Source organism: Pleomorphomonas sp. T1.2MG-36 (genome assembly GCF_950100655.1).
GTDB lineage: Bacteria > Pseudomonadota > Alphaproteobacteria > Rhizobiales > Pleomorphomonadaceae > Pleomorphomonas.
Map to the genome: position 1 here is coordinate 345,372 of NZ_CATNLY010000001.1, position 19,659 is coordinate 365,030.

Sequence of the window (19,659 nt, forward strand, 5' to 3'; positions counted from 1 at the left end):
GGGAAGGATCGTCAGTCCCGTGACAATGCGACAACCGGGTCGAGTTGCGAGGCGTTGCGGGCGGGAAGGAAGCCGAATACCACGCCGATCAGCGTCGAACAGACGCATGCGGCGACGATGGAGGTGGTCGAGTAGATCAAGGCAAAATCGCTGGAAATGAGCTTCACCAACTGGCCGATGCCGAAGGCGGCGCCTATGCCGCAAAGCCCGCCGATAAGACAAACCAGAACGGCTTCGATCAGGAACTGCTGAAGGATGTCGCCCTGACGGGCGCCGACGGCCATGCGCACGCCGATCTCGCTGACCCGTTCCGAGACCGACACCAGCATGATATTCATCACCCCGATGCCGCCGACCACCAGCGAGATGACGGCGATGGCCGCGATCAGCAAGGTCAGCATTTGCGTGGTCGAGGTGATCGTCTGCCGGATATCGTCGGTATTGAGGATGAAGAAGTCCTGGCTGCCATGGCGCTGGGTCAGGAAACGCGTCACGTCCTGCTCGGCAAGGCTGGTATCGACGTCGTCGGCGACGCGCACGGTGATCGAGCGCAAAGACATGTTGCCGAGGAAGCGGGTCTGCACCGTCGTGTACGGCAGATAGACGGACAGGTTCTGGCTGGACCCGAAGCCCCCCTGTTGAGGCTGGGTCACACCGACGATCCGCGCCGGTACGTTGCCGATCAGCAGGACCTGGCCGACAGGCGAGGTCGGGCTGTTCGCAAACAGCGTCTTGAGAGTGTTCTCGTCGATGACCACATCGGTTGCCCGGTTGCGCACCGACCTCGCGTCGAAAAAGCTGCCCTCGGCGAGCTTGGTGCCGCGCGCGGCGAAATACTGCTCGCCGACGCCGTTGACGAGTGCGCTCGCCTCCAACGAGCCGACGCGCAGTGTCTTGCTGGCGGACACCGTAGGCGTGACCGCCGCGACGTAGCTCTGCCGCGCCAGCGCCTCGGCATCGGAAGCGACCAGCGTGGTGATCTTCCCCGAGCGGGTATCACCAAAACTGCGGCCGGCGAAAATCTCCAACGTGTTGGTGCCGAGACTGGAGATGTTGGCCAGAACCTGCTGTTGCGTGCCCTGCCCGATCGCCACGACGGACACCACCGAGGCGATGCCGATGATGATGCCGAGCATGGTGAGAAAGGTCCTGAGGCGATGAGCCGCCATGGCCAGCACGGCCATGCGCAACGCCTCCTTGAAACGATCGACCACAGACCGCAGATAGCCGCCATTTCTTGGACGTTCACCCTGAGGCGCCGAAGCGGTGACGGGCGCGCGCTCCTCCGCCGCCTCGCTCTTCCTGTCGCTGAGAATGACGCCGTCGGAAATCTCTATGATGCGGTGGGCGCGGCTTGCGACGTTCATGTCATGGGTGACGATGATGATCGTCTTGCCCTCGGCGTTCAGCTCTTCGAGGATGCGCAGCACCTCTTCGCCGGAATGCTTGTCGAGGGCCCCGGTCGGCTCGTCGGCGAGAATGACGTTGGCGCCGTTCATCAGGGCGCGGGCGATCGAAACGCGCTGCTGCTGACCGCCCGAGAGCTGTCCCGGACGGTGGTCGGTGCGGTCGCTCATGCCGAGCCGGTCGAGCAGACTTTCCGCCCTTGCCCGTCGGTCGCGCGGCGCCATGCCGGCATAGATGGCCGGGATCTCCACATTGGCGAGCGCGTCGAGTTCGCCGAGCAGGTGATAGCGCTGGAAAATGAAGCCGAAGTGCTCGCGACGGAGAGCGGCGAGTTCATCGGGCTCCAGCAAGGCGGTTTCCCGCCCCGAGATGCGATAGCTGCCGGCGGTCGCGCGATCGAGGCAACCCAGGATGTTCATCAGCGTCGACTTGCCGGAACCGGAAGCGCCGACGATCGCCACCATTTCGCCCGCCTCGATCACAAGGTCGAGGTCCTTCAGCACGGTGATCGTGTCGTCGCCGGACGGAAATTCACGCCGCAGCTTTTCCAGCCGGATGAGCTCGGCCATGGCTCACATCCCCGGCGGCGGGCCGCCGCCGCCCCGTCCGAGCCTCAGCGACGAGGATGCCGCCGCCCGCTGGGCGGCCGTCATCTCGCCGGTCACCACCTTGTCGCCCTCGGCAAGGCCGGATTTCACCTCTGCGGTGACCTTGTCGTTGAGGCCCACCTCGACCCGTCGCTCTGCCGTGCTGCCGTCGGCATTCAACACCCTGACCCGATAGGTCCCATCGGAGGCGCGGCTCCCCAGCGCGGCGGCCGGCACGGTCAACACGTCTTCGGCGCGACCGAGAACGATGTTCACCTCGGCGGTCATATAGGTCCTCAGACGTCCTTCGGGGTTGGGGACGGTGAAGTTGCCGTAATAATAGATGGCCGAGGACGACGCGTTCGATGACGAGGAAGACGAACTTACCGTCGAAATGTCGGCATCGGTGCGGATCGACTCCGGCGCGGGGTCGATGCTTTCGAGCGTCGCATCATAACGGTGCTCGGGATCGCCGATGATGGTGAAATACACCTTCTGCCCCGGCGCCACGTGGATGACATCGGCCTCGGATATTTCGGCCCGCACCCTCATGGTGTCGAGCTGTCCCAGAACGACGATCGTCGGTGCCGACTGGGCGGCGTTGACGGTCTGCCCGGCCTGGCTGACCACGGCTAGCACAGTGCCGTCGATCGGCGCGGTGATGCGGGTATAGCCGAGATTGGCCTGGGCGGTCTCCACAGCCACTTCCGACGACTGGATCTCCGCGTCGAGGGCGGCGATCTGCGCCTCCGTCGTCTTGACACTCGCCTCTGCGCTTTCGAGATCGGCCCGCGCGACGGCATTCTGGCTGACCATCGTTTGCTGGCGGTCCAGCGTCTGCCGGGCCAGTGTCAGCGATGCTTCCTTTTCCGACCGTTGTGCGCGAACGCTGGCCAGCGACGCCTGCGCTTTCTTGAGATCGTTCTGCTGCGTCACCGAGTCGATCTCGGCGATGAGATCGCCGGCCTTCACCCGATCGCCGAGTGCGACCTCAAGCGAGGTGATGCGGCCCGAAACCTGGGCGCCGACGGCGACAAGCTTCACCGGCCGCAGCTGACCGGTGGCCAGCACCGTCTCCTCGACGCCGCCCCGCGTGACGTCGGCGGTCATCATGGTGACGGTCGGTGCCGAGTAATAGCGGCCCCTGACGAAATATGCGGCCGCCGCCAAGGCCACCAAAGCCACCAAGAGGATCAGGCCGCGACGGCTCTTGCGTTTGCGCGGAGCAGCGGTCATGCGCGGCGCCCCATGTAGTAGGCCAGGGAGGCAAGCCCCCCTCCGGCGAGGATGATACCCACCATCGGATAGACGGTTCCATTGTGCAGCAGCCCGACGGCAGCGCTGGCAAGGCTGGCGACAGCGAACTGCATGACGCCCAGCACCGACGACGCCGTGCCGCGGTGAGCCCCGACATGGCTCATGGCGATCGCCGTCGAGTTGGCGCCGATCAAAGGCCCGGTCGAGAGGCAGAGCATCAGAAGCGCAACGAGCAACGGCAGCGGCGCATTCGCCGCCGTGACGACGAGGACGAGGCCCATGGTCACGTTGAAGGTCAGCGCACCGGCCATCACTGCTCTCGTCGAGAATCGGCGCAGCAATAGCCGGTTGACTTGCGAGGCGACGATCATGCCGCAGGCGTTGAGGCCGAACAGCCAGCCGTAGTGCTGCTGCCCGACGCCGTGGAGATGCATGTAGACGAAGGGGGATCCGGTGATGAAGGCGAAAATGCAGGCGGCCGCGAATGCACCGGACAAGGCCGGAGCCATGAAGGAACGATTGGCAAACACTTCGCCGAAAGCCCGAACCACGCCACCGATCCCCTGGGCATGGCGCCGTTCGGGTGGCAACGTCTCGGGTAACCCGCGCGTGGCGGCTAACAGGCAGCCGATGCCGAACAACGTCAGGACGACGAAGATCGCCTCCCACGGCGCCACCGCCAGGATGTAGCCGCCGAGAAGCGGCGCGACGATCGGGGCGAGGCCTTGCACAAGCATCATCTGAGACAGGAAGCGGGCGCTTCCACGCTCGTCGAACAGATCGGCGACGATGGCGCGGCTCACCACCATGCCGGCGCAGCCGCCGAGCGCCTGGCAGAGACGCAAGGCGATAAAGCTCTCGACGGTCGGAGCGACGACAATCGCAGCCGAGGCAAGGGTGAAGATCAGGAGACCGGCGATCAGAGGCGGCTTTCGGCCGAAGCGATCGACCAGCGGACCGTAGATGAGCTGACCGACCGACAGGCCGAAGAAGAACACCGACAGCGAAAGCTGCACCCTGCCCTCGTCGGTGCCAAAGGTCTCGGCGAGGCTGGAAAAGCTCGCGAGATACATGTCGGTCGAGAGCGGCGCAAAGGCCGTGAGGGCGGCGAGGATGAAGGTCAGGCTTAAGGTGTTGAGTTTGACGGACGCAAGAGGTGACATCGTTTCACGAATTTACCGGGGAAGCGCCGGCTCGCGGCTCAAGGCCATTGGATCAGTTGGCGGCCGCGGTGCGCAGACGCGGGCCGGTCTTGGTATCCACCACTTCCGGCTTCGAGGCGTCGACCACACCGTCCCAGCCGCCGCCGAGCGCCTTGTTGAGAGCGATGTAGTTATCGGCGATGGCAACCGTGCTGGTGAGCAGTGAGTCCTCGGCCGAATAGAGCGAACGCTCCGCGTCGAGCACGTCGAGGAAGCTCGAGGAGCCCGACTGATAGAGAGACTGCGCCAGCTCCGACGCCTTGCGATAGGCCTGCGTGGCGGCGGACAGACGACCGTTCTTGATGCGCTCCTGCCGGAACGCGACGATGGCGTTCTCGACATCTTCCAGCGCCCCGAGCACGGACGCCTTGTAGGCGACAAAATACTGGTCGCGGGTAGCCTCGGCGACTTCCTGCGCGGCGGCGAGCTTGCCGGCGTTGAAGATCGGCACCGACAGGGATGGCCCCAGGCTCCATGAGATCGACGAGGATTTCCCGAGATCGCCCACATTCGTCGCCGTCGTGGCAATGGCCCCGGACAGGCTGATCGAGGGATAGCGCGCGGCAGTTGCGGCGCCGATCTTGGCCGTCGCCTGCGCATACTCACGCTCCGCCTTGCGGATGTCCGGCCGATTGGCGAGGAGATCGGCCGGCAGGCCGGTCGGCACGGGCTGGCGCGGCCTCGGAATGGCTCCGCCCCTCTTCATGCGGGCGTCGAGTTCGGCAGGGGCGCGGCCGGTCAGAACCGCCAGGCGATGAACGGCTTCTGAGTAAGCCGTCTGGAGGTCGGGCAGCCTGGCTTCGGTGCTCGCGGCCTGTCCCTCGGCGTTGGAGACGTCGACCGCCGAGGCCGATCCCGCCTCGAACTTCTTCCGGGTCAGCCCAGCCGTCTCGCGTTGCGACGCCGCGCTTTGCCGAGCCAGCGCCATGCGCGCCTGATAGCCGCGTGCAGCCACGTAGTTCGAGGCGACGTCGCCGACCAGCGTCAGGAGAACCGAGTTGAGATCCTCGTCAGCCGCCTGACGGCCGTAGCTCGCCGCCTCTGACGAGCGTGCGTTGGCGCCGAACAGATCGAGTTCCCACGATGCGTCGAAGCCACCCTTGAACTGGTTGCGTATCTCGCCCTGGGCCTTCTGCCGCGAGGCCGATGACGACGCATCGGCCGATGGCGCCAGCGCCGCGTTCGTCTGCCGCTCGGCGGCGCGCGCCGTGCGGATTTTCGCCTTGGCGGCGGCAACATCGAGATTGCCGGCAACGGCTTCCTCGACCAACGCGTTCAGCTCCTTGTCGCCGAGACGTTCCCACCAGCGCCCGAGTTCGACCGGACGTGCCGGCGTCTCGGCGCCGGAAGAACTCCAACTCGCCGGCAGCGCCAGGCGCGGTACCATGTAGTCGGGCCCGACGGCACAACCCGACAACAGCAAGCCGAGAAGCGGGAGACTGATCCCCGCTGCGCGGCGGAATGAGGAGGAACCTTTGACCTTCGTATCCGCGCGCAAAATCATGGCTGAGCTGACTATCCCTTTTTGAACCGTTACGATTTGGACCGCTTCGACGCCGGCCGGCAAATCAAAAGAGGTTTAAAAGTGTAACGGATGCCGGCAACTCACCGTTTTTTGAACGCAACCGCCCCGCAGCAGCTTCAGACACATAACGCAACGATATGTCGGGAGTTACACGACGGTTGACGGGCAGCCGATCGGGGGCCAGTTCTCAGCAACGTTGAACAACGTAAGCGAGTGTGCCCGATGCCCGCCCTTCCCTCAAGCCTTTGCACGAAACGCCTGACCCTGCGTCGCTATACACAGGACGATGCCGCCTGGTATGCGACGATGTCGCTGCGCAACCGGGCGCACCTTGCCCGCCATGAGCGGGACAACGCGGCGATGACGATCGCCACCGAGGCCGATGCCGTGGCCGCAATTCGCGGGTTCGAGGAGGAGGCGCAGGCTGGCAAGGCTGCGTTTCTCGGCGTCTTTCGCCGTGACGACGGAGCTTTTGTCGCGCAGATCTACATCGGCGTCACCAATGCCGACCTGCCGGGCTACCTGATCGGCTACTTCTGCGATGAGGCCCATGTCAGGCAGGGGTACGTTCTGGAAGCGGCGACGGCTGCGGTCGACGCATTGTTCGGCGAGTGCGGCGCCTTGCGCGTCGGCCTCTGGTGCGACGATACCAACGTCGCTAGCCGGCGCATCGCCGAGCGACTTGGCATGCGCCAAGAGGGCCACGTGCGCGCCGACAAGCGACACCCCGATGGGTCGATCACCGGTTCGCTTTGCTACGGCCTCCTGCGCGACGAGTTCCTCGCGCAGAAGGCGTAGCGCCCATTCATTCGGGGCGGCCGACCGCCGGCACGAAGTCGGACAGGTCCTCCCGGTCGAAATGGACCGTGCGTCCCTCCTCGGCAGACTTGTAGAGGGCCATCAGCATCTCGATCACCGCCACGCCGTCGGCAAAGGTTTCGTCGGGCGCCTGTCCCTTGCGGAAGCGCTCGACCATGTGACGGTTCTCGTCGGTGTAGCCATAGACGCCGGCCTCATCCTCCAGCACCGGCATCAGCCCCTGCTCGGCATTCTGCTTCTCGACCAGGTCTTCGCCTTCGCTGCCGCTGACCCGGCGCGACATGAACACCTTGAGACCGGTGTTGAGCGAGGAGAACTCCAGCGCGTATTCCGGTCCGAGCAGCTCAAGCTGGATACGCAAGCCGGCGCCGACATAGGCCCAGGAAGTGGTCGCCTCGATGATCACTTCCTGTCCGAGATCATCCTCCAGCGTGATCATGCCGCGCGCGAAATCCTCGCTGGCCCGCCGGCCGTAATCGACAGTCGGCCCCATGCGCTCCTTGAGTTCGGCCGCGTAGTTCGGTCGCGTCCACTTGAGACAGGCGATGGCGCCGGTGGCCGACTTCAGCTTAAGCGACGAGCGAGGCGCGCCCGGTCGAGTCAGCAGGAAGCGCGCCACCTCGACGGAGTGGCACATCATGTCGAGCAGCACGCCGCCGCCCTGCTGATCGCCCTTCCAGAACCAGGGCTCGTGCGGGCCGGCATGCTCTTCGGCTGCGCGCGCCAGATAGGGACGGCCTGCGGCCGGGACCGCCCGCCGCCAGATGATGTCCTTGCCGCGCATGACCGCGGTGGAGAACACCTGATTTTCGAGGTAGCCGTGGATGAGCTTGGCGTCCTCAACGAGCCGCAACATTTCGCGCGCCTCACGCAGCGTCCGGGCCAGCGGCTTTTCGCAGGCGACGGCGTAGATGGTCGAGCGGCCGGCCGTCTTGAGATCATGCAGAGCCCGCATCACGTCGAGGCGGGTGTAGTTGGGAGACAGCACCCAGATGGCATCGACGTCGGGCGCCGTCAGCAGCGCTTCCAGCGTCGGGTGGGCGGTACATGTCCCGAGATCGAGATCGCTCACGGCCTCGGCAAATGCCCGGCGCTTGCCTTCGGTCGGCGAATAGACGCCGGTCACCTCGACATTGCGGACGCCGACGAGCGACTTCAGATGGAAATGGGCGATGAAGCCGCTGCCAATGAAGCCGATGCGGAGGGTCTGGCGCGGAAAGTCGGTCGTCATCTCTGGTCCTCCCAGGTTTCTTGTCGTTATTGCCTTATCGGGTTCCGGCGGCCGTCCGGCCCTCCGGCTTGGCGAGTGCGGTCGACGAGCGAACGACGAGTTCGGTCGGCATGACCACCTTGGCGTCCGGCGGAAGGCGACCTGCCAGCCGCTCGATCATCAGCCGCATGACTTCGACGCCGATGTCGCGTTGCGGCTGGCGGACGGTGGTCAGCGGCGGATTGCAGGCCACGGCGAAGATGGTGTCGTCGAAGCCGACCACGGAAACGTCATCGGGCACCGAAATGCCCCGCTCCCTCAACCGGTTGATGGCGCCGACCGCCATTTCGTCGTTTGAGGCGAAGAGGGCCGAGAAGGACACGCCCCGTCCGTAGAGCTCGTCGATGGCCGCCTCGCCTGAGGCGAGGCTGTAGTCGCCACGAACCGCCAGTCGCTCGTCGGGGGGAAATCCGGCTTCGGTCAGCGTCCTGCGCCAGCCGGCGACGCGGGCGACGCTCATCACCTCCGGCACCGGACCGCTGAGATGGGCGATCGCCGTGTGTCCGAGATCCAGAAGATGCCGTGTCGCCATGGCGGCGGCGCCTTCGTTGTCGATTTGCACGGTCGGCAGCTTGCGTGTCGGCAGATACTCGAGCGCCACCACCATAGGCGGCAGTCCCGCATCCTCAAGCTCCACGGGCATCGATCCGGTCATCAGGATCAGCCCATCGGCGTGCCGCTCTCGCACCATGTCGATATAGTGGTGAACTCGGGCCGGGTCGGAACGGGCATCGCCCATCAGCACTTTGTATCCAGCCGACGAGGCGACATCCTCCACCCCCTTGAAGACGTCGAGATAGAACGGGTTGGAAATGTCGCGCACCAGCAGGATGACCGTGTCGGTGGCCTGCCGCCGGAAATGGCGCGCCTGAGCGTTCGGAACGAAGCCGAGCGCGGCCACGCAGCGCAGCACGGTCTCGCGCGTCTCCGGCCGCACGAGGTCCGGGTTCTTGAGCGTGCGCGACACGGTCGCCACCGACACGCCCGCCATGGCGGCGACGTCTCGAATGTTTGCGGAAGGCGACATGGCGATCACACCCTCAACCGTGCCTGCCGCCCGTAGAGCAGCATCAGGAGCAGCAGCGTCACGCCGAAGATCACCTGCCGCCCCCAGAACTCCAGGTTGAGCGTGGTGAGCACGCTCTGAAGCAGGATGAGTGCGATGGCGCCAAGCGCCGTGCCGGTATAGGAGCCGGCGCCGCCTGCCAGGGACGTGCCGCCGATCACCACGGCAATTACCGACGGCAGCACGTACTGGTCGCCGACGCTGATGAACGAGTTGCCGGTGTAGCCAATGACGCAGACGCCGGTGAAGCCGCCGAACAGGCCGGCAAGGCCGTAGAGCAGCACGCGGATGCGACGAGCCGGAAGACCGGTGAGAATGGCCGCGTTCTCGTTGGACCCGACGGCGTAGATCGACCAGCCGAAGCGCGTCCGCTTCAGCATGAGCGCCATCAGCACGATGATCGCCGCCCAGACGAACAGGATGCCGGGGATGCCGAGGAAAGCCGAACGATTGACGAAGGCCATCAGCGCCGGCGCCGCATTGCCGGATGGTACGCCGCGCGACAACACGACGAGGCCGCCCTGGATGACGCCCATCATGCCCAGCGTCATGACGAGGGGGGGAATGCGCAGGTATGTAACGCCGAGGCCGTTGACGATGCCGATCATGAAGCCGGCAAAGCAAGCTGCGGCAAACGCCATGGGTATGGCGGCATCGGAGCCGTTCATCACATTGCCGGCGATGACGGCGCCGAGCGAGATGACGGCACCGATGGAAAGGTCGATGCCCTCGCGCCCGCCGAGAATGACGAGGTTCTGCCCGGCCGCGGCGATGCCGAGGATGGCTGACACGGTCAGGAGGCGGACGATCTGGTCGCCGCGCGCAAAGCCGGGCGACACCAGTTCGCCGATGACGAGCAGGGCCAGGATGGCGACGGAGGAGATCAGCAGCGGGTTCTTCGCGAGGTCGACGAAGCGGTTCATGGCTCTCCCTCCTCAGCGCCGGGTGACGAGGACGCCGCCGGCCAGCGCGGCGAGAATGATCAGGCCCTGGACCAGGGTCTGGTACTCGAACGGCAGGCCGGCAAAGAAGATGACCGAGCCGATCATGCCGACCACCCAGGCGCCGAGGACCGAGCCCAGCGTGCCGCCGACGCCGCCGGCAAGCGCCGTCCCGCCGAGCACCACCGCCGAGATCGCCGACATCGCCAGCGTCTGCCCCATGAGAGGATCGCCGCTCGCCGTCTCGCCGGTGAGGCAGAGGCTGGCAAAGGCGCCGAACAGGCCCGACAGCATGAAAGCCGAAACTCGCAGCCGCCCGAGTTCGAGGCCGGTCTGAAAGGCGGCGGTCCTGAGGCCGCCAACCGCCTTGAGGCGCGTCATGAACGGCCGCGAAGCCAGGAAGGCGGCGATCAGGAAAGCCAGGAGATAGATCACGTAGACCGTCGGCACGCCGGCAATCGTTCCGGCATAGGTACGCCAATAGGGTTCGGGCACCGGCATGCCCGCCTGCGGCAATACCCAGAGGGCAAGACCGGAGAAGACGATCGACGTCGCAAATGTGGTCACGATCGGCTGGAAGCGCAGACCGGCGATGATCAGGCCATTGACGAGACCGCACCCGGCCCCGACGCCCATGCCGACCAGAAGGCCGACAACGACGGCCGTGCCATCACCGCCGAACGCGGCGATTACCGTGACGGTAACGACGTTGACGAGCGCCACGATGGCCCCGACCGACAGGTCGATATCGCCGCCCAGGATGACGTAGGTCTGGCCGATCGCCACCAGAACCAACGGCAGGAACGTGGTGAGGTTCGACTGGACGACCGACGGTTCCAGGAAATTGGACTGCAGCACCGTATTGACGATGAGAAGAACGACGAGCGCCGCCGCCGTCACGATCCAGGTGCGACCGCCGAGTTTTCTGAGCCCCGTCATGCCGCGTCTCCGTAGGAAGCGCGTGTCAGCTCGAAGGGCGTCAGCCGGTCGCCGGTCAGATCGGCGGTGATGCTGCCACCGTTCAACACCAGCACCCGATCGCAGAGGGAAAGGAGTTCGCTGTCCTCGGAAGAGTAGATGATCACGGTCGCCCCTTCGTCGGCGAGCTTGCGCGCGAGGAGATAGAAATCGCCCTTGGCGCCAAGATCGATCCCCTTGGTGGGGTCGTCCAGCAACAGGAGACCCGGCGCCGGTGACAGCCAGCGCGAGATGAACACCTTCTGCTGGTTGCCGCCGCTGAGCGAACCGATTGGCGCGTCGAGACCGGAGTAACGGGTGTTGAGCCCGGCCAGCACCTCGGCGAAGCGCCCGCGGAAAACCGCGCCGGGCACGACATGCCGTCTCTCGCGCACCAGACTCGCTATCGCGGTGTTCTCGAAGATCGAGCGGCCGGGCAACGCACTGTCTCGGCCACGATCACCGGAAACATAGGCGATGCGGTGGGCCATCGCGTCGGCTGGCCGATGCGCCGTGACGTCGACGCCATCGAGGCTGACGGAGCCGCTCTGAAACGGTTCGGCGCCGAAGAGGCCGGCAAGCAGAGCCTTCTGCCCCTGCCCTTGCAGCCCGCCAAGTCCGAGGATTTCCCCGCGCCGAGCCGTGAACGAGACCGGCCCCAGACGGGCCGCACGCACATCCTTCACCGCGAGGCGAGCATCGCCTTCAAGCGGCTTGTGATCGCGAACAGACGCGGCGATGGCGCCGGTTTCGCCGACCATGGCGTAGACCACGGCGTAGCGGTCGGTCTCGGCCGCGGCGAACTCGGCCACCGTCTGGCCGTTGCGCATCACCGTGATGCGGTCGGCGATGGCGAACACCTCGTCCATGCGGTGCGAGATGAAAATGGAGGAGACGCCTTCGGCCTTGAGCTCGCGCAGGATTTCGAAGAACACCTCGACCTGTCGGCGATCGAGCGTCGCCGTCGCCTCGTCGAAGATGATGATCTTGGGCTTGCGCGCCAGAACCTTCAGGATTTCGGCCAGTTGGCGCTGATCCGGAGACAGGTCCGAAACACGGGCGTCCGGCGTGAATCCCTTGCCGGCCACCGCTGCGACACGAGCGATCAGCGCCTCGGTCTCGCGCTGGATGGCGGCGCGGTCCGTGAAGCCAAGGCGATCGCGCGGCTCGCGGCCGAGGAAGACATTCTCGCCGACCGACAGCTGCGGCACCAGCGAAAGCTCCTGGTAGAACAGCGCCACGCCCTGCTCTTCGGCGAGACGCGGCGAACCGAGGGCCGCCGCCTGTCCGTCGATCAATACCTCACCGGCATCGAGGCCGACCGTGCCGGCGATGATCTTGCAGAGCGTCGACTTGCCGCAGCCGTTGGCACCGAGCAGCGCATGAATCTCGCCGCGCTCCACCGTCAGACGGGCCTGGTCGAGCGCGTGCACGGCGCCGAAGCTTTTGGATATGTCGCTGGCACGAAGAACTGGTTGCATCGGAGCATCCGGATTCGGATCGGCAACAGAGAACCGTCGCACGCGCGAACCGCGCACGTCGGACGAAGCGAAAAAGACGGGCCGATCCGGGAGGAAGAAGGACCGGCCCGCTCAGGAGTTTACTTGAAGAACTTGGCCGCGTCGTCGATCGACACGACGTCGGTCACTGACCAGTAGCCCGGCTTGCCTTCGGATTCCTTCAGCTTCTCAGCCAGGTTGTCGTTGGAGACGAACGGAATCGGGATGTATATGGCATTGCCATAGACACCGGCGAAGACGCCGTCCTTGAACTCCTTGCCCTGCAGCTTCAGGACCGCGACGTTGAGCGCCGAGGCCATCACGCCCGGAGGATTGACGGAGGCGCCGGACGTCAGGCCTTCCTTCGACCAGAGATCCATGAAGTCCTTGCGGATCTCGCCGGTGGCAACGATCGACTTCTGCTTGCCGGCCGCCATGATCGCGCGCCACGTACCGGCGGCCATGCCGTCCTGCACCCAGATGCCATTGATGTCGGGATAAGTGGCGAGCAGCGTCTGCGCCGTCTGCTGACCCTGCGCCTGGTCCCAGTTCGCGTTGGCCTCGTTGAGGATCTTGATGTCGGGGAACTTCTTGAAGACTTCCGTGTAGCCCTCGACGCGCATCTGGTTGGCCGGATGGCCGGCAACGCCGTTGATGGTGACGACATTGCCCTTGCCGCCCAGCGTGTTGGCCAGCCACTCGGCCGACTTCATCGCCCAGCCCTTCTGGTCGATACCGACGTAGATGGCGTCCTTCGACGACACCTCGGCATCGGTGGCGACCACCAGAATGCCCTTGGCCTTGGCCTGGGCGAAGATCGGATCGAACGCCGTCGGGCTGTTCGGATTGATGATGATGGCGTCGACGCCCTGATTGATGAAGTTGCGGACGTTGCCGATCTGGCCTTGCACGTCGACGTTGGCCGACTGCACGACGACGTTTACGGTGACGCCCTTGTCGGCCCATGCCTTGGCGGCAGCCTGCGCCTCCTCGATCATCTGGGTGCGCCACTCGCTGCCGACCCAGCCATTCGACAGGCCGATGGTGAACGTATCGGCCGCCGATGCCGCGCCAACCGCGGCCACGGCGATGCCCGCCGCCAACAGAACTGATTTCATTGTCGCCTCCCTGACGCGCCGCAAACCGGTTTTCCGGTCCGCCGGCCATGTCGTTTGCTGTCGTTTCCTCAGGGACCTTCGCTCGCCGGCATCTGCCCGCGGCGAAACGATCCCATGGGCCCTCACTGCCCGGCAGGCATGATGTAACCGGTTACATTGGTCGTCAATAGGTCCTTTCGCCTATAGTCTGGGCGCCTGACAACCTTGGGAAGCAGAGGTTTCTGCGCGCCGCTCAGCCGAGTGCCGCGTCGAGATCTGCGATGATGTCGGCTGCGTTCTCAAGCCCGACGGAAAGGCGGAAAGTCCCCTCGCCGGTCCAGTCGCGATAGGCAGCCGCATCGTCCCCCTCGAGGTGGAAGGACGAGGCGATCAGATCGTCGGCTGGAATGTGGAACAGCAGGCTGCGCGTCTTGCCGAGCGAAACGGCATAGGCCACCGTCTTGAGCCGGTCGGCGAACCGCCGGGCCAATGCCGGACCGTCATCCGCAACGAAGGACACCATGCCCGAGAAGTTCCGCATCTGGCGGACGGCGAGGTCATGTTGCGGGTGGCTCAAGGCACCAGGCCAGTAAACGCGCTTCACGCGCCGATGGGTCTCAAGGAAGCTCGATACGGCACGAGCATTCTCCTCGTGCGCCTTCATGCGGATCGGCAAGGTCTCAAGGCCCCGCAGGATCAGCCAGGCTGCGAAGGGATTGAGCGCGGCTCCGAGATGGATCAGCGACGTTTTCCTGAAATCGGCGATGGCATCGGCCTTGCCGATCACCGCGCCGCCCAGCGCATCTCCATGGCCGCAGGCGTATTTGGTCAGCGAATGAACGACGAAATCGGCACCAAACTCCAGCGGCCGCGTAGCAACTGGCGTCGCCATGGTGGAATCGACCGAGAGTTGGGCGCCGGCGGCATGGACGATTCCGGCAATGGCCGAAATGTCGGACAGACGGAGAATCGGGTTAGCCGGCGTCTCGATGTGAACGAGCTTCGTCTCGGGACGGATCGCCGCCGCCACCTTCGCGGGGTTGGAGGTATCGACGGCGCTCACCGCGATGCCGAGGTTGGGCAAGCTGTCATGGGCGAACTCGGCGACGCCGGCATAGCAGACGTTGGAGAGGACGAGATGGTCACCGGCCTTCAGCCGATTGAAAAACAACCCGGTTATCGCCGACATGCCGCTTGCGAATGTCAGTGCCGCCTCCCCGCCGTCGAGGGCGGCAAGCCTCGCTTCTAGGGCGGCGGCGGTCGGATTGCTCCACCGCGTGTAGAAATGGGGAGCCCGGTCGTTGAGATCATTGGCCGAAAAGCCGATGTCGTCGGGATGAGCATAGAAGCTCGAAGCCGGAACCAGCGGGCTGAGAACCGGTTCGCCGGACTGGGCGGCCGGCAGGCCGGCGTGGATGGACTGGGTCTCGATCTTCATGAATCTTCTCCCGGTTGGTGCGGCACAGTTGTCCGCACATTAGCCCCGCCGCCGGAGCGTCCTAAGGAACAGAATTCCGCCATTGCACCCTTCGGCGCATTTTCTTTCCTTCTTCTCGTCCGTATCCGCAATCGCCTTGGGGGCCACTTGAAGGCAACAAAATAGGGGTATATACCCGCGTCATGGATTCACCGTGCTATTGCGACCTCCTCAGAACTGCGGCGCGCAAGACGACTGCCATCTACGACCGGCACCTTGGCGAGGTCGGGCTAACGCTTGCCCAATACAAGCTCTTGAAGAAGATTGATCGTGCCGGAGAGCTTTCGATTTCCGAGCTCGCGGCCGCCTGCGACCTCGACCGATCCACCATCGGTCGTAACGCCCAGGTTCTGGGAAAGCACGAGCTCGTCGAGGAAACCAGTTGTGGCGACGGCAGGCGCTGCATGTTGACGCTCACCGAGACGGGCCGACACCGTCTCGCCGCCGCCGCGCCGCTCTGGCAAACGGCGCAGGCCGAGATCGAGGCCATGCTCGGCCCCGACCAGATCAGGGCGATCACCGCGATTTCCGGCGCTCTTTAAGTCCCCGTCGCTCCTTCTCACGAAAGCCCGCCGATGACGACGTCCGCCCTCCCGGCCTTCTTTGCCCGTCGCAACGTTCACTATGGCTGGGTGGTCGCCGCCGTCACCTTCGTCACCATGCTGGCAACGGCAGGAGCCCTTGGTGCACCGGGCGTCATGCTGCGGCCGCTCGAGGCCGAGTTCGGCTGGAAGAACTCCGATATTTCCACCGCCTTCGCCGTCCGCCTGGTCCTGTTCGGTCTGATGGGGCCCTTCTCGGCAGCGCTGATGAACCGCTTTGGCGTCCGCCGGGTGGTCGTCACTGCCCTTTTCCTGATCATCGCCGGCTTCGGATTTTCGGTCACCATGACCGAACTCTGGCAGCTGATGCTGTTCTGGGGGCTTATCATCGGCTTCGGCACGGGCATGACGGCGCAGGTGCTCGGCGCAACGGTGGCGACCCGCTGGTTCGTCAGCCGGCGCGGCTTGGTGGTCGGCCTGCTCACCGCGTCCAACGCCACCGGGCAGCTCATCTTCCTGCCGGTGATCGCCGCGGCCACCGAGGCGTGGGGGTGGCGGGTCGCCCTGGGCCTGGTTGTTGCCCTCCTCGCCGTCGCGCTGGTCGGCGTGCTGGTGTTGATGCGCGATCGGCCGGCCGATGTCGGTCTTGCGCCCATGGGAGGTGCATACCAAGCCGCCCCACCCCGCACGGCCGGCCTGTTGACGCTCGTGTCGGCGCCACTACTTGGCCTGCGCGACGCCTCGCGCTCCTATGTCTTCTGGGTGCTGTTCGTGACCTTCTTCGTCTGCGGCCTGTCGACCAATGGCCTGATCCAGACGCACTGGGTATCCATCTGTGGCGACTATGGCATCCGCCCGGTCAGCGCAGCGGGGTTCCTGGCCTTCGTCGGCCTGTTCGATTTCGCCGGCACGCTGCTGTCCGGCTGGCTGTCCGACCGCTACGACAATCGCTGGCTTCTGTTCTGGTATTATGGCCTGCGCGGGCTTTCGCTGCTCTATCTGCCGCTGACCGGATTCGACCCGCTTCTGCTCGCCGGCTTTGCCGTCTTCTACGGCCTCGACTGGGTGGCGACGGTGCCGCCGACCGTGAAGATCTCGGCCGAGCGTTTCGGTGCCGAGAAGGCCGGGCTCGTCTTCGGCTGGGTGTTTGCCGGTCACCAGCTCGGCGCGGCCACCGCCGCCTACGGCGCGGGCTGGAGCCGCACCGACCTTGAAAGCTACGTGCCGGCTCTCGTGGTGGCCGGCGGCTTCTGCCTCGTGGCGGCGGCCCTCTGTCTCACCATCGATCGCAAGCGCGAACCGGCGGAGCCACAGCCGCAAGCGGCCTGAGCGCCGCTACAGGAAGAAGGTCACGACGATCATCAGAACGAGGATCGCACCGCCGGCGATGGCGGCGATCGGCCGCCCTCCGGGCGATGAACGGGTGCCGGATGACGCGCCACTACCCGCCGCGCGGGCGGCCTCGGCCTTCTTGCGCGCTTCGCGCGCCTTCTTGTCGAGTTTGACGACCTCACCCATGCTGTCCTCCGTTTGCCTTGATGCCGCCTCTCAGCCGGTAACGCCGTCAAGCGCCGCGGTGACGCGGATTTCGCCGACCGTGTCGCCCGCCCAGGTCTTGACCGGAGGGCTGACGAGGGCCCTCATCTCGGCATAACCCGGATCATCGGGGGTGAGTTTCAAAAGATCGAACAGAATTCGGGCCATCGCCACCTCCGAGGCCCGTCCGGCACCATCGTCTATCTTCAGCGCAATACCAAGTCCGAGTTCCTTGATCGCCCCGATGAACACGCCCTCGGCGCCGGTTTTCACCAGTACGCGATTGCCAAGAGCTGTCATTACCCGCGTGCAGAAGCGCCCGGTCCCCGCGATCATGAACGGTTCGGCAGCGGCGGCCAGCCTCAGGCGCTCGGCGGCGCGTGCTCGCGTCGCCGTCAGGCCGACACCCGTCACGAAACGGGCGAACCCATGGGCGAGCGCCCTTGGGGCCACGGCGAAGGTTGGAATGGAGCAGCCGTCGGTGCCGCAAATATCGGTCGCATGCGGCGTGCCGGTCATCGAGGCACCAGCTGCGATCACCTCGCGCATCACTGGATGCTCCGCCTGTTCATATCCTCTGGGGTCGGTCCCCGTGACGACGCAGGTGCAGAGAAACCCTGTGTGCTTGCCCGAGCAGTTGTTGTGGATACGACCCGGCTTTTCACCGCGCCGATGCAACTCGCCCTGATCGTCATGTCGTCCCGGCCAGTGTGGGCCACAGGCAAGACAGGTTTCGTCGAGGCCGGCGGCGGCAAGCATCGCCCGGGCGGTTTCCACATGCCGGGGCTCGGCATTGTGGGACGCCATGGAAAGCGCCAGCTCCGCGTCGCCGAAGCCGAAGCGGTCGGCGGCCCCGCTTTCAAGAAAGGGAAGCGCCTGGAATGGCTTCACCGCCGAGCGGGGAAAGCTGGGCCTCTCGATGTCGCCGACACCGGAGACCAGTCGGCCGTCGCCATCGACGATCGCGACCGCCCCCCGGTGAAAGCTCTCGACGATGGAGCCGCGCGTGACTTCGACCAGAACCGGATTTTCCATCGAACTCATCGTCCCTGTTTGTCGATCCAGGCGGAGAGACGGGCAATGGCCTCGTCGAGCACCTCGTCGCGCTTGGAAAAGCAGAAGCGTATGAACCGCTTTGGCGGTTCCGAAGCATAGAAGGCGGAAACCGGCACGGCGGCGACGCCGGCCTCTCGCGTCATTCTGAGGCAGGCTTCGGCGTCGTCGTCAATGCCGAGCGGTCCGGTGTCGGTCACCACGAAATACGTGCCGGCCGAAGCCAGCACGGAAAACCCGAGCGTCGCAAGCCCCTTCGAGAGACGGTCGCGCTTGGCTTGCAAGCCGGCGGCGAAGCCATCGAAATAGTCGTCCCCAAATGACAGCCCGTGCGCCACGGCCGTCTGGAGAGCGGGAGGCGTCGTAAAGGTGACGAACTGGTGCGCCTTGGCGATCGGCTCCATCAGCGCCGGCGAGGCGGTGACGTAGCCCACCTTCCAACCGGTCAGCGAAAAGGTCTTGCCGGCCGACCCGATGCGGACGACGCGATCGCGCATGCCGGGAATCTGCATCGGCGAGATGTGCCGTTTGCCATCGAATACGAGGTGTTCATAGACCTCGTCCGAGATCACCACCGCGTCGTGCTTCAGGCAGAGGCCGGCAATCAGGTCCAGCTCCTCACGCGAGAACACCTTGCCCGCCGGATTCATCGGCGTGTTGATCAGGATCGCCTTGGTGCGGTCCGAGAAGGCGGCCGCAAGTGCTTGCGGGTCGACCTCCCAGTTGGGCGGAGCGATGCGAACCGTCTTGGCGATGCCGCCGGCCTGCCGGACGATGGGCAGATAGCTGTCGTAGAGCGGCTCGATCAGCACCACCTCGTCGCCGGGACGGACGAGACCGAGAATCGCATCGGCGAGCGCCTCGGTGGCGCCGGACGTCACCATCACCTCTGTCTGCCAATCGACATCGAGACCGTAGAAGCGTCGGTTGATCGCCGCGACCGCCTGTCGCAGCGCCGGCAGTCCCATCATCGGCGGGTATTGGTTGGGACCGGCAAGGAAAGCCTCGGCGGCGACGCGGCGCACCTCCTCCGGACCGTCGACGTCGGGAAAGCCCTGGCCGAGATTGATGGCGCCTGTGTCACGGGCAAGGCCGGACATGACTTCGAAGATGGTGGTGGGAAGGCCGGTGAAGATGGGATTGGTCGGTTTCATTGTCGATCGATCGTTGCAAAACCCGCCGACCCTAGTGGACCGCCAGCGCCCCCACAAGCCGTTTGCGGCCGCGACGTCCTCCCCGCGCGCATAGCTCGATGTCACGGATCGAGGCCATCGCCTCTGGCGCGATGGGGATCATCCAGCTAAGCTCGTCACATCTCACGGGGTGCCCCATTCGGGGCTGAGAGGAGTTTCTCCAACCCGACGAACCTGATCCGGGTCATGCCGGCGGAGGGATAGAGCCATGCAGACAGTCGCCTGACGCGT

General features: G+C 65.3%; 17 protein-coding genes and 1 riboswitch. Of the genes, 3 read left to right on the plus strand and 14 right to left on the minus strand.

Annotation, left to right across the window (positions count from 1 at the left end; all coding sequences use genetic code 11):
- Positions 1-11: 11 nt before the first annotated feature.
- From QQZ18_RS01675 to QQZ18_RS01690, 4 genes are read right to left on the minus strand one after another with little or no spacing between them, the layout of a single operon-like run.
- Positions 12-1,976 carry a MacB family efflux pump subunit gene (locus tag QQZ18_RS01675; protein WP_284537526.1) on the minus strand — a complete coding sequence of 655 codons (1,965 nt, stop codon included), beginning with the start codon at positions 1,974-1,976 and terminating at the stop codon, positions 12-14.
- Positions 1,977-1,979: 3 nt separating this feature from the next.
- A complete protein-coding gene (locus QQZ18_RS01680; RefSeq protein WP_284537527.1) occupies positions 1,980-3,230 on the minus strand; it encodes an efflux RND transporter periplasmic adaptor subunit in 1,251 nt (416 codons plus the stop codon).
- On the minus strand, positions 3,227-4,414 hold the full coding sequence (locus QQZ18_RS01685) for a multidrug effflux MFS transporter (RefSeq protein WP_284537528.1): 1,188 nt from the start codon (positions 4,412-4,414) through the stop codon (positions 3,227-3,229). The genes QQZ18_RS01680 and QQZ18_RS01685 overlap by 4 nt, the downstream gene beginning before the upstream one ends.
- A gap of 52 nt (positions 4,415-4,466) precedes the next feature.
- Positions 4,467-5,957, minus strand: a complete 1,491-nt coding sequence (locus QQZ18_RS01690) for an efflux transporter outer membrane subunit (protein WP_284537529.1) — start codon at positions 5,955-5,957, stop codon at positions 4,467-4,469.
- Between the two features lie 243 nt (positions 5,958-6,200).
- Here QQZ18_RS01690 and QQZ18_RS01695 point away from each other — a divergent pair, with 243 nt between their 5' ends.
- Positions 6,201-6,776, plus strand: coding sequence for a GNAT family N-acetyltransferase (locus QQZ18_RS01695; protein ID WP_284537530.1), 576 nt, complete (start codon positions 6,201-6,203; stop codon positions 6,774-6,776).
- Positions 6,777-6,783: 7 nt separating this feature from the next.
- Here the strand turns inward: QQZ18_RS01695 and QQZ18_RS01700 are convergent, their stop codons facing one another.
- The 7 genes from QQZ18_RS01700 to QQZ18_RS01730 form a co-directional block, all read right to left on the minus strand.
- Positions 6,784-8,028, minus strand: coding sequence for a Gfo/Idh/MocA family protein (locus QQZ18_RS01700; protein WP_284537531.1), 1,245 nt, complete (start codon positions 8,026-8,028; stop codon positions 6,784-6,786).
- A 34-nt stretch (positions 8,029-8,062) separates the two neighbouring features.
- Positions 8,063-9,094: a LacI family DNA-binding transcriptional regulator gene (locus QQZ18_RS01705; RefSeq protein WP_284537532.1), complete on the minus strand. Its 1,032-nt coding sequence runs from the start codon at positions 9,092-9,094 to the stop codon at positions 8,063-8,065.
- Positions 9,095-9,099: 5 nt separating this feature from the next.
- Positions 9,100-10,056 carry an ABC transporter permease gene (locus tag QQZ18_RS01710; protein WP_284537533.1) on the minus strand — a complete coding sequence of 319 codons (957 nt, stop codon included), beginning with the start codon at positions 10,054-10,056 and terminating at the stop codon, positions 9,100-9,102.
- A 12-nt stretch (positions 10,057-10,068) separates the two neighbouring features.
- Positions 10,069-11,013: an ABC transporter permease gene (locus QQZ18_RS01715; RefSeq protein WP_284537534.1), complete on the minus strand. Its 945-nt coding sequence runs from the start codon at positions 11,011-11,013 to the stop codon at positions 10,069-10,071.
- Complete coding sequence (locus QQZ18_RS01720; protein ID WP_284537535.1) at positions 11,010-12,512, minus strand: sugar ABC transporter ATP-binding protein; 1,503 nt, start codon at positions 12,510-12,512, stop codon at positions 11,010-11,012. The genes QQZ18_RS01715 and QQZ18_RS01720 overlap by 4 nt, the downstream gene beginning before the upstream one ends.
- A gap of 119 nt (positions 12,513-12,631) precedes the next feature.
- A complete protein-coding gene (locus QQZ18_RS01725; RefSeq protein ID WP_284537536.1) occupies positions 12,632-13,648 on the minus strand; it encodes a substrate-binding domain-containing protein in 1,017 nt (338 codons plus the stop codon).
- 232 nt (positions 13,649-13,880) lie between these two features.
- Positions 13,881-15,065, minus strand: coding sequence for a trans-sulfuration enzyme family protein (locus tag QQZ18_RS01730; RefSeq protein ID WP_284537537.1), 1,185 nt, complete (start codon positions 15,063-15,065; stop codon positions 13,881-13,883).
- A gap of 182 nt (positions 15,066-15,247) precedes the next feature.
- Between QQZ18_RS01730 and QQZ18_RS01735 the strand changes: the two genes are divergently transcribed.
- Positions 15,248-15,646 (plus strand): MarR family winged helix-turn-helix transcriptional regulator, encoded by a 399-nt coding sequence (locus QQZ18_RS01735; RefSeq protein ID WP_284537538.1) that lies wholly within the window; start codon positions 15,248-15,250, stop codon positions 15,644-15,646.
- Between the two features lie 33 nt (positions 15,647-15,679).
- Positions 15,680-16,975, plus strand: a complete 1,296-nt coding sequence (locus QQZ18_RS01740) for an MFS transporter (RefSeq protein WP_284537539.1) — start codon at positions 15,680-15,682, stop codon at positions 16,973-16,975.
- Positions 16,976-16,981: 6 nt separating this feature from the next.
- Here QQZ18_RS01740 and QQZ18_RS01745 read toward each other — a convergent pair whose 3' ends face one another.
- The 3 genes from QQZ18_RS01745 to QQZ18_RS01755 are packed head-to-tail and all read right to left on the minus strand — an operon-like array spanning position 16,982 to position 19,389.
- Positions 16,982-17,164 carry a hypothetical protein gene (locus QQZ18_RS01745; protein WP_284537540.1) on the minus strand — a complete coding sequence of 61 codons (183 nt, stop codon included), beginning with the start codon at positions 17,162-17,164 and terminating at the stop codon, positions 16,982-16,984.
- A gap of 30 nt (positions 17,165-17,194) precedes the next feature.
- A complete protein-coding gene (locus QQZ18_RS01750) occupies positions 17,195-18,217 on the minus strand; it encodes an asparaginase (protein WP_284537541.1) in 1,023 nt (340 codons plus the stop codon).
- Between the two features lie 5 nt (positions 18,218-18,222).
- A complete protein-coding gene (locus QQZ18_RS01755) occupies positions 18,223-19,389 on the minus strand; it encodes an aminotransferase (RefSeq protein WP_284537542.1) in 1,167 nt (388 codons plus the stop codon).
- 155 nt (positions 19,390-19,544) lie between these two features.
- Positions 19,545-19,647: riboswitch (TPP riboswitch) on the plus strand.
- Positions 19,648-19,659: the final 12 nt, after the last annotated feature.

Bases quoted from the DNA above. Each gene is read 5' to 3' on its own strand.
- QQZ18_RS01705 (WP_284537532.1), bottom strand. From the start codon at position 9,094: ATGTCGCCTTCCGCAAACATTCGAGACGTCGCCGCCATGGCGGGCGTG.
- QQZ18_RS01675 (WP_284537526.1), bottom strand. From the start codon at position 1,976: ATGGCCGAGCTCATCCGGCTGGAAAAGCTGCGGCGTGAATTTCCGTCC.
- QQZ18_RS01755 (WP_284537542.1), bottom strand. From the start codon at position 19,389: ATGAAACCGACCAATCCCATCTTCACCGGCCTTCCCACCACCATCTTC.
- QQZ18_RS01685 (WP_284537528.1), bottom strand. From the start codon at position 4,414: ATGTCACCTCTTGCGTCCGTCAAACTCAACACCTTAAGCCTGACCTTC.
- QQZ18_RS01700 (WP_284537531.1), bottom strand. From the start codon at position 8,028: ATGACGACCGACTTTCCGCGCCAGACCCTCCGCATCGGCTTCATTGGC.
- QQZ18_RS01690 (WP_284537529.1), bottom strand. From the start codon at position 5,957: ATGATTTTGCGCGCGGATACGAAGGTCAAAGGTTCCTCCTCATTCCGC.
- QQZ18_RS01750 (WP_284537541.1), bottom strand. From the start codon at position 18,217: ATGGAAAATCCGGTTCTGGTCGAAGTCACGCGCGGCTCCATCGTCGAG.
- QQZ18_RS01680 (WP_284537527.1), bottom strand. From the start codon at position 3,230: ATGACCGCTGCTCCGCGCAAACGCAAGAGCCGTCGCGGCCTGATCCTC.
- QQZ18_RS01730 (WP_284537537.1), bottom strand. From the start codon at position 15,065: ATGAAGATCGAGACCCAGTCCATCCACGCCGGCCTGCCGGCCGCCCAG.
- QQZ18_RS01740 (WP_284537539.1), top strand. From the start codon at position 15,680: ATGACGACGTCCGCCCTCCCGGCCTTCTTTGCCCGTCGCAACGTTCAC.
- QQZ18_RS01735 (WP_284537538.1), top strand. From the start codon at position 15,248: ATGGATTCACCGTGCTATTGCGACCTCCTCAGAACTGCGGCGCGCAAG.
- QQZ18_RS01745 (WP_284537540.1), bottom strand. From the start codon at position 17,164: ATGGGTGAGGTCGTCAAACTCGACAAGAAGGCGCGCGAAGCGCGCAAG.
- QQZ18_RS01710 (WP_284537533.1), bottom strand. From the start codon at position 10,056: ATGAACCGCTTCGTCGACCTCGCGAAGAACCCGCTGCTGATCTCCTCC.
- QQZ18_RS01715 (WP_284537534.1), bottom strand. From the start codon at position 11,013: ATGACGGGGCTCAGAAAACTCGGCGGTCGCACCTGGATCGTGACGGCG.
- QQZ18_RS01720 (WP_284537535.1), bottom strand. From the start codon at position 12,512: ATGCAACCAGTTCTTCGTGCCAGCGACATATCCAAAAGCTTCGGCGCC.
- QQZ18_RS01695 (WP_284537530.1), top strand. From the start codon at position 6,201: ATGCCCGCCCTTCCCTCAAGCCTTTGCACGAAACGCCTGACCCTGCGT.
- QQZ18_RS01725 (WP_284537536.1), bottom strand. From the start codon at position 13,648: ATGAAATCAGTTCTGTTGGCGGCGGGCATCGCCGTGGCCGCGGTTGGC.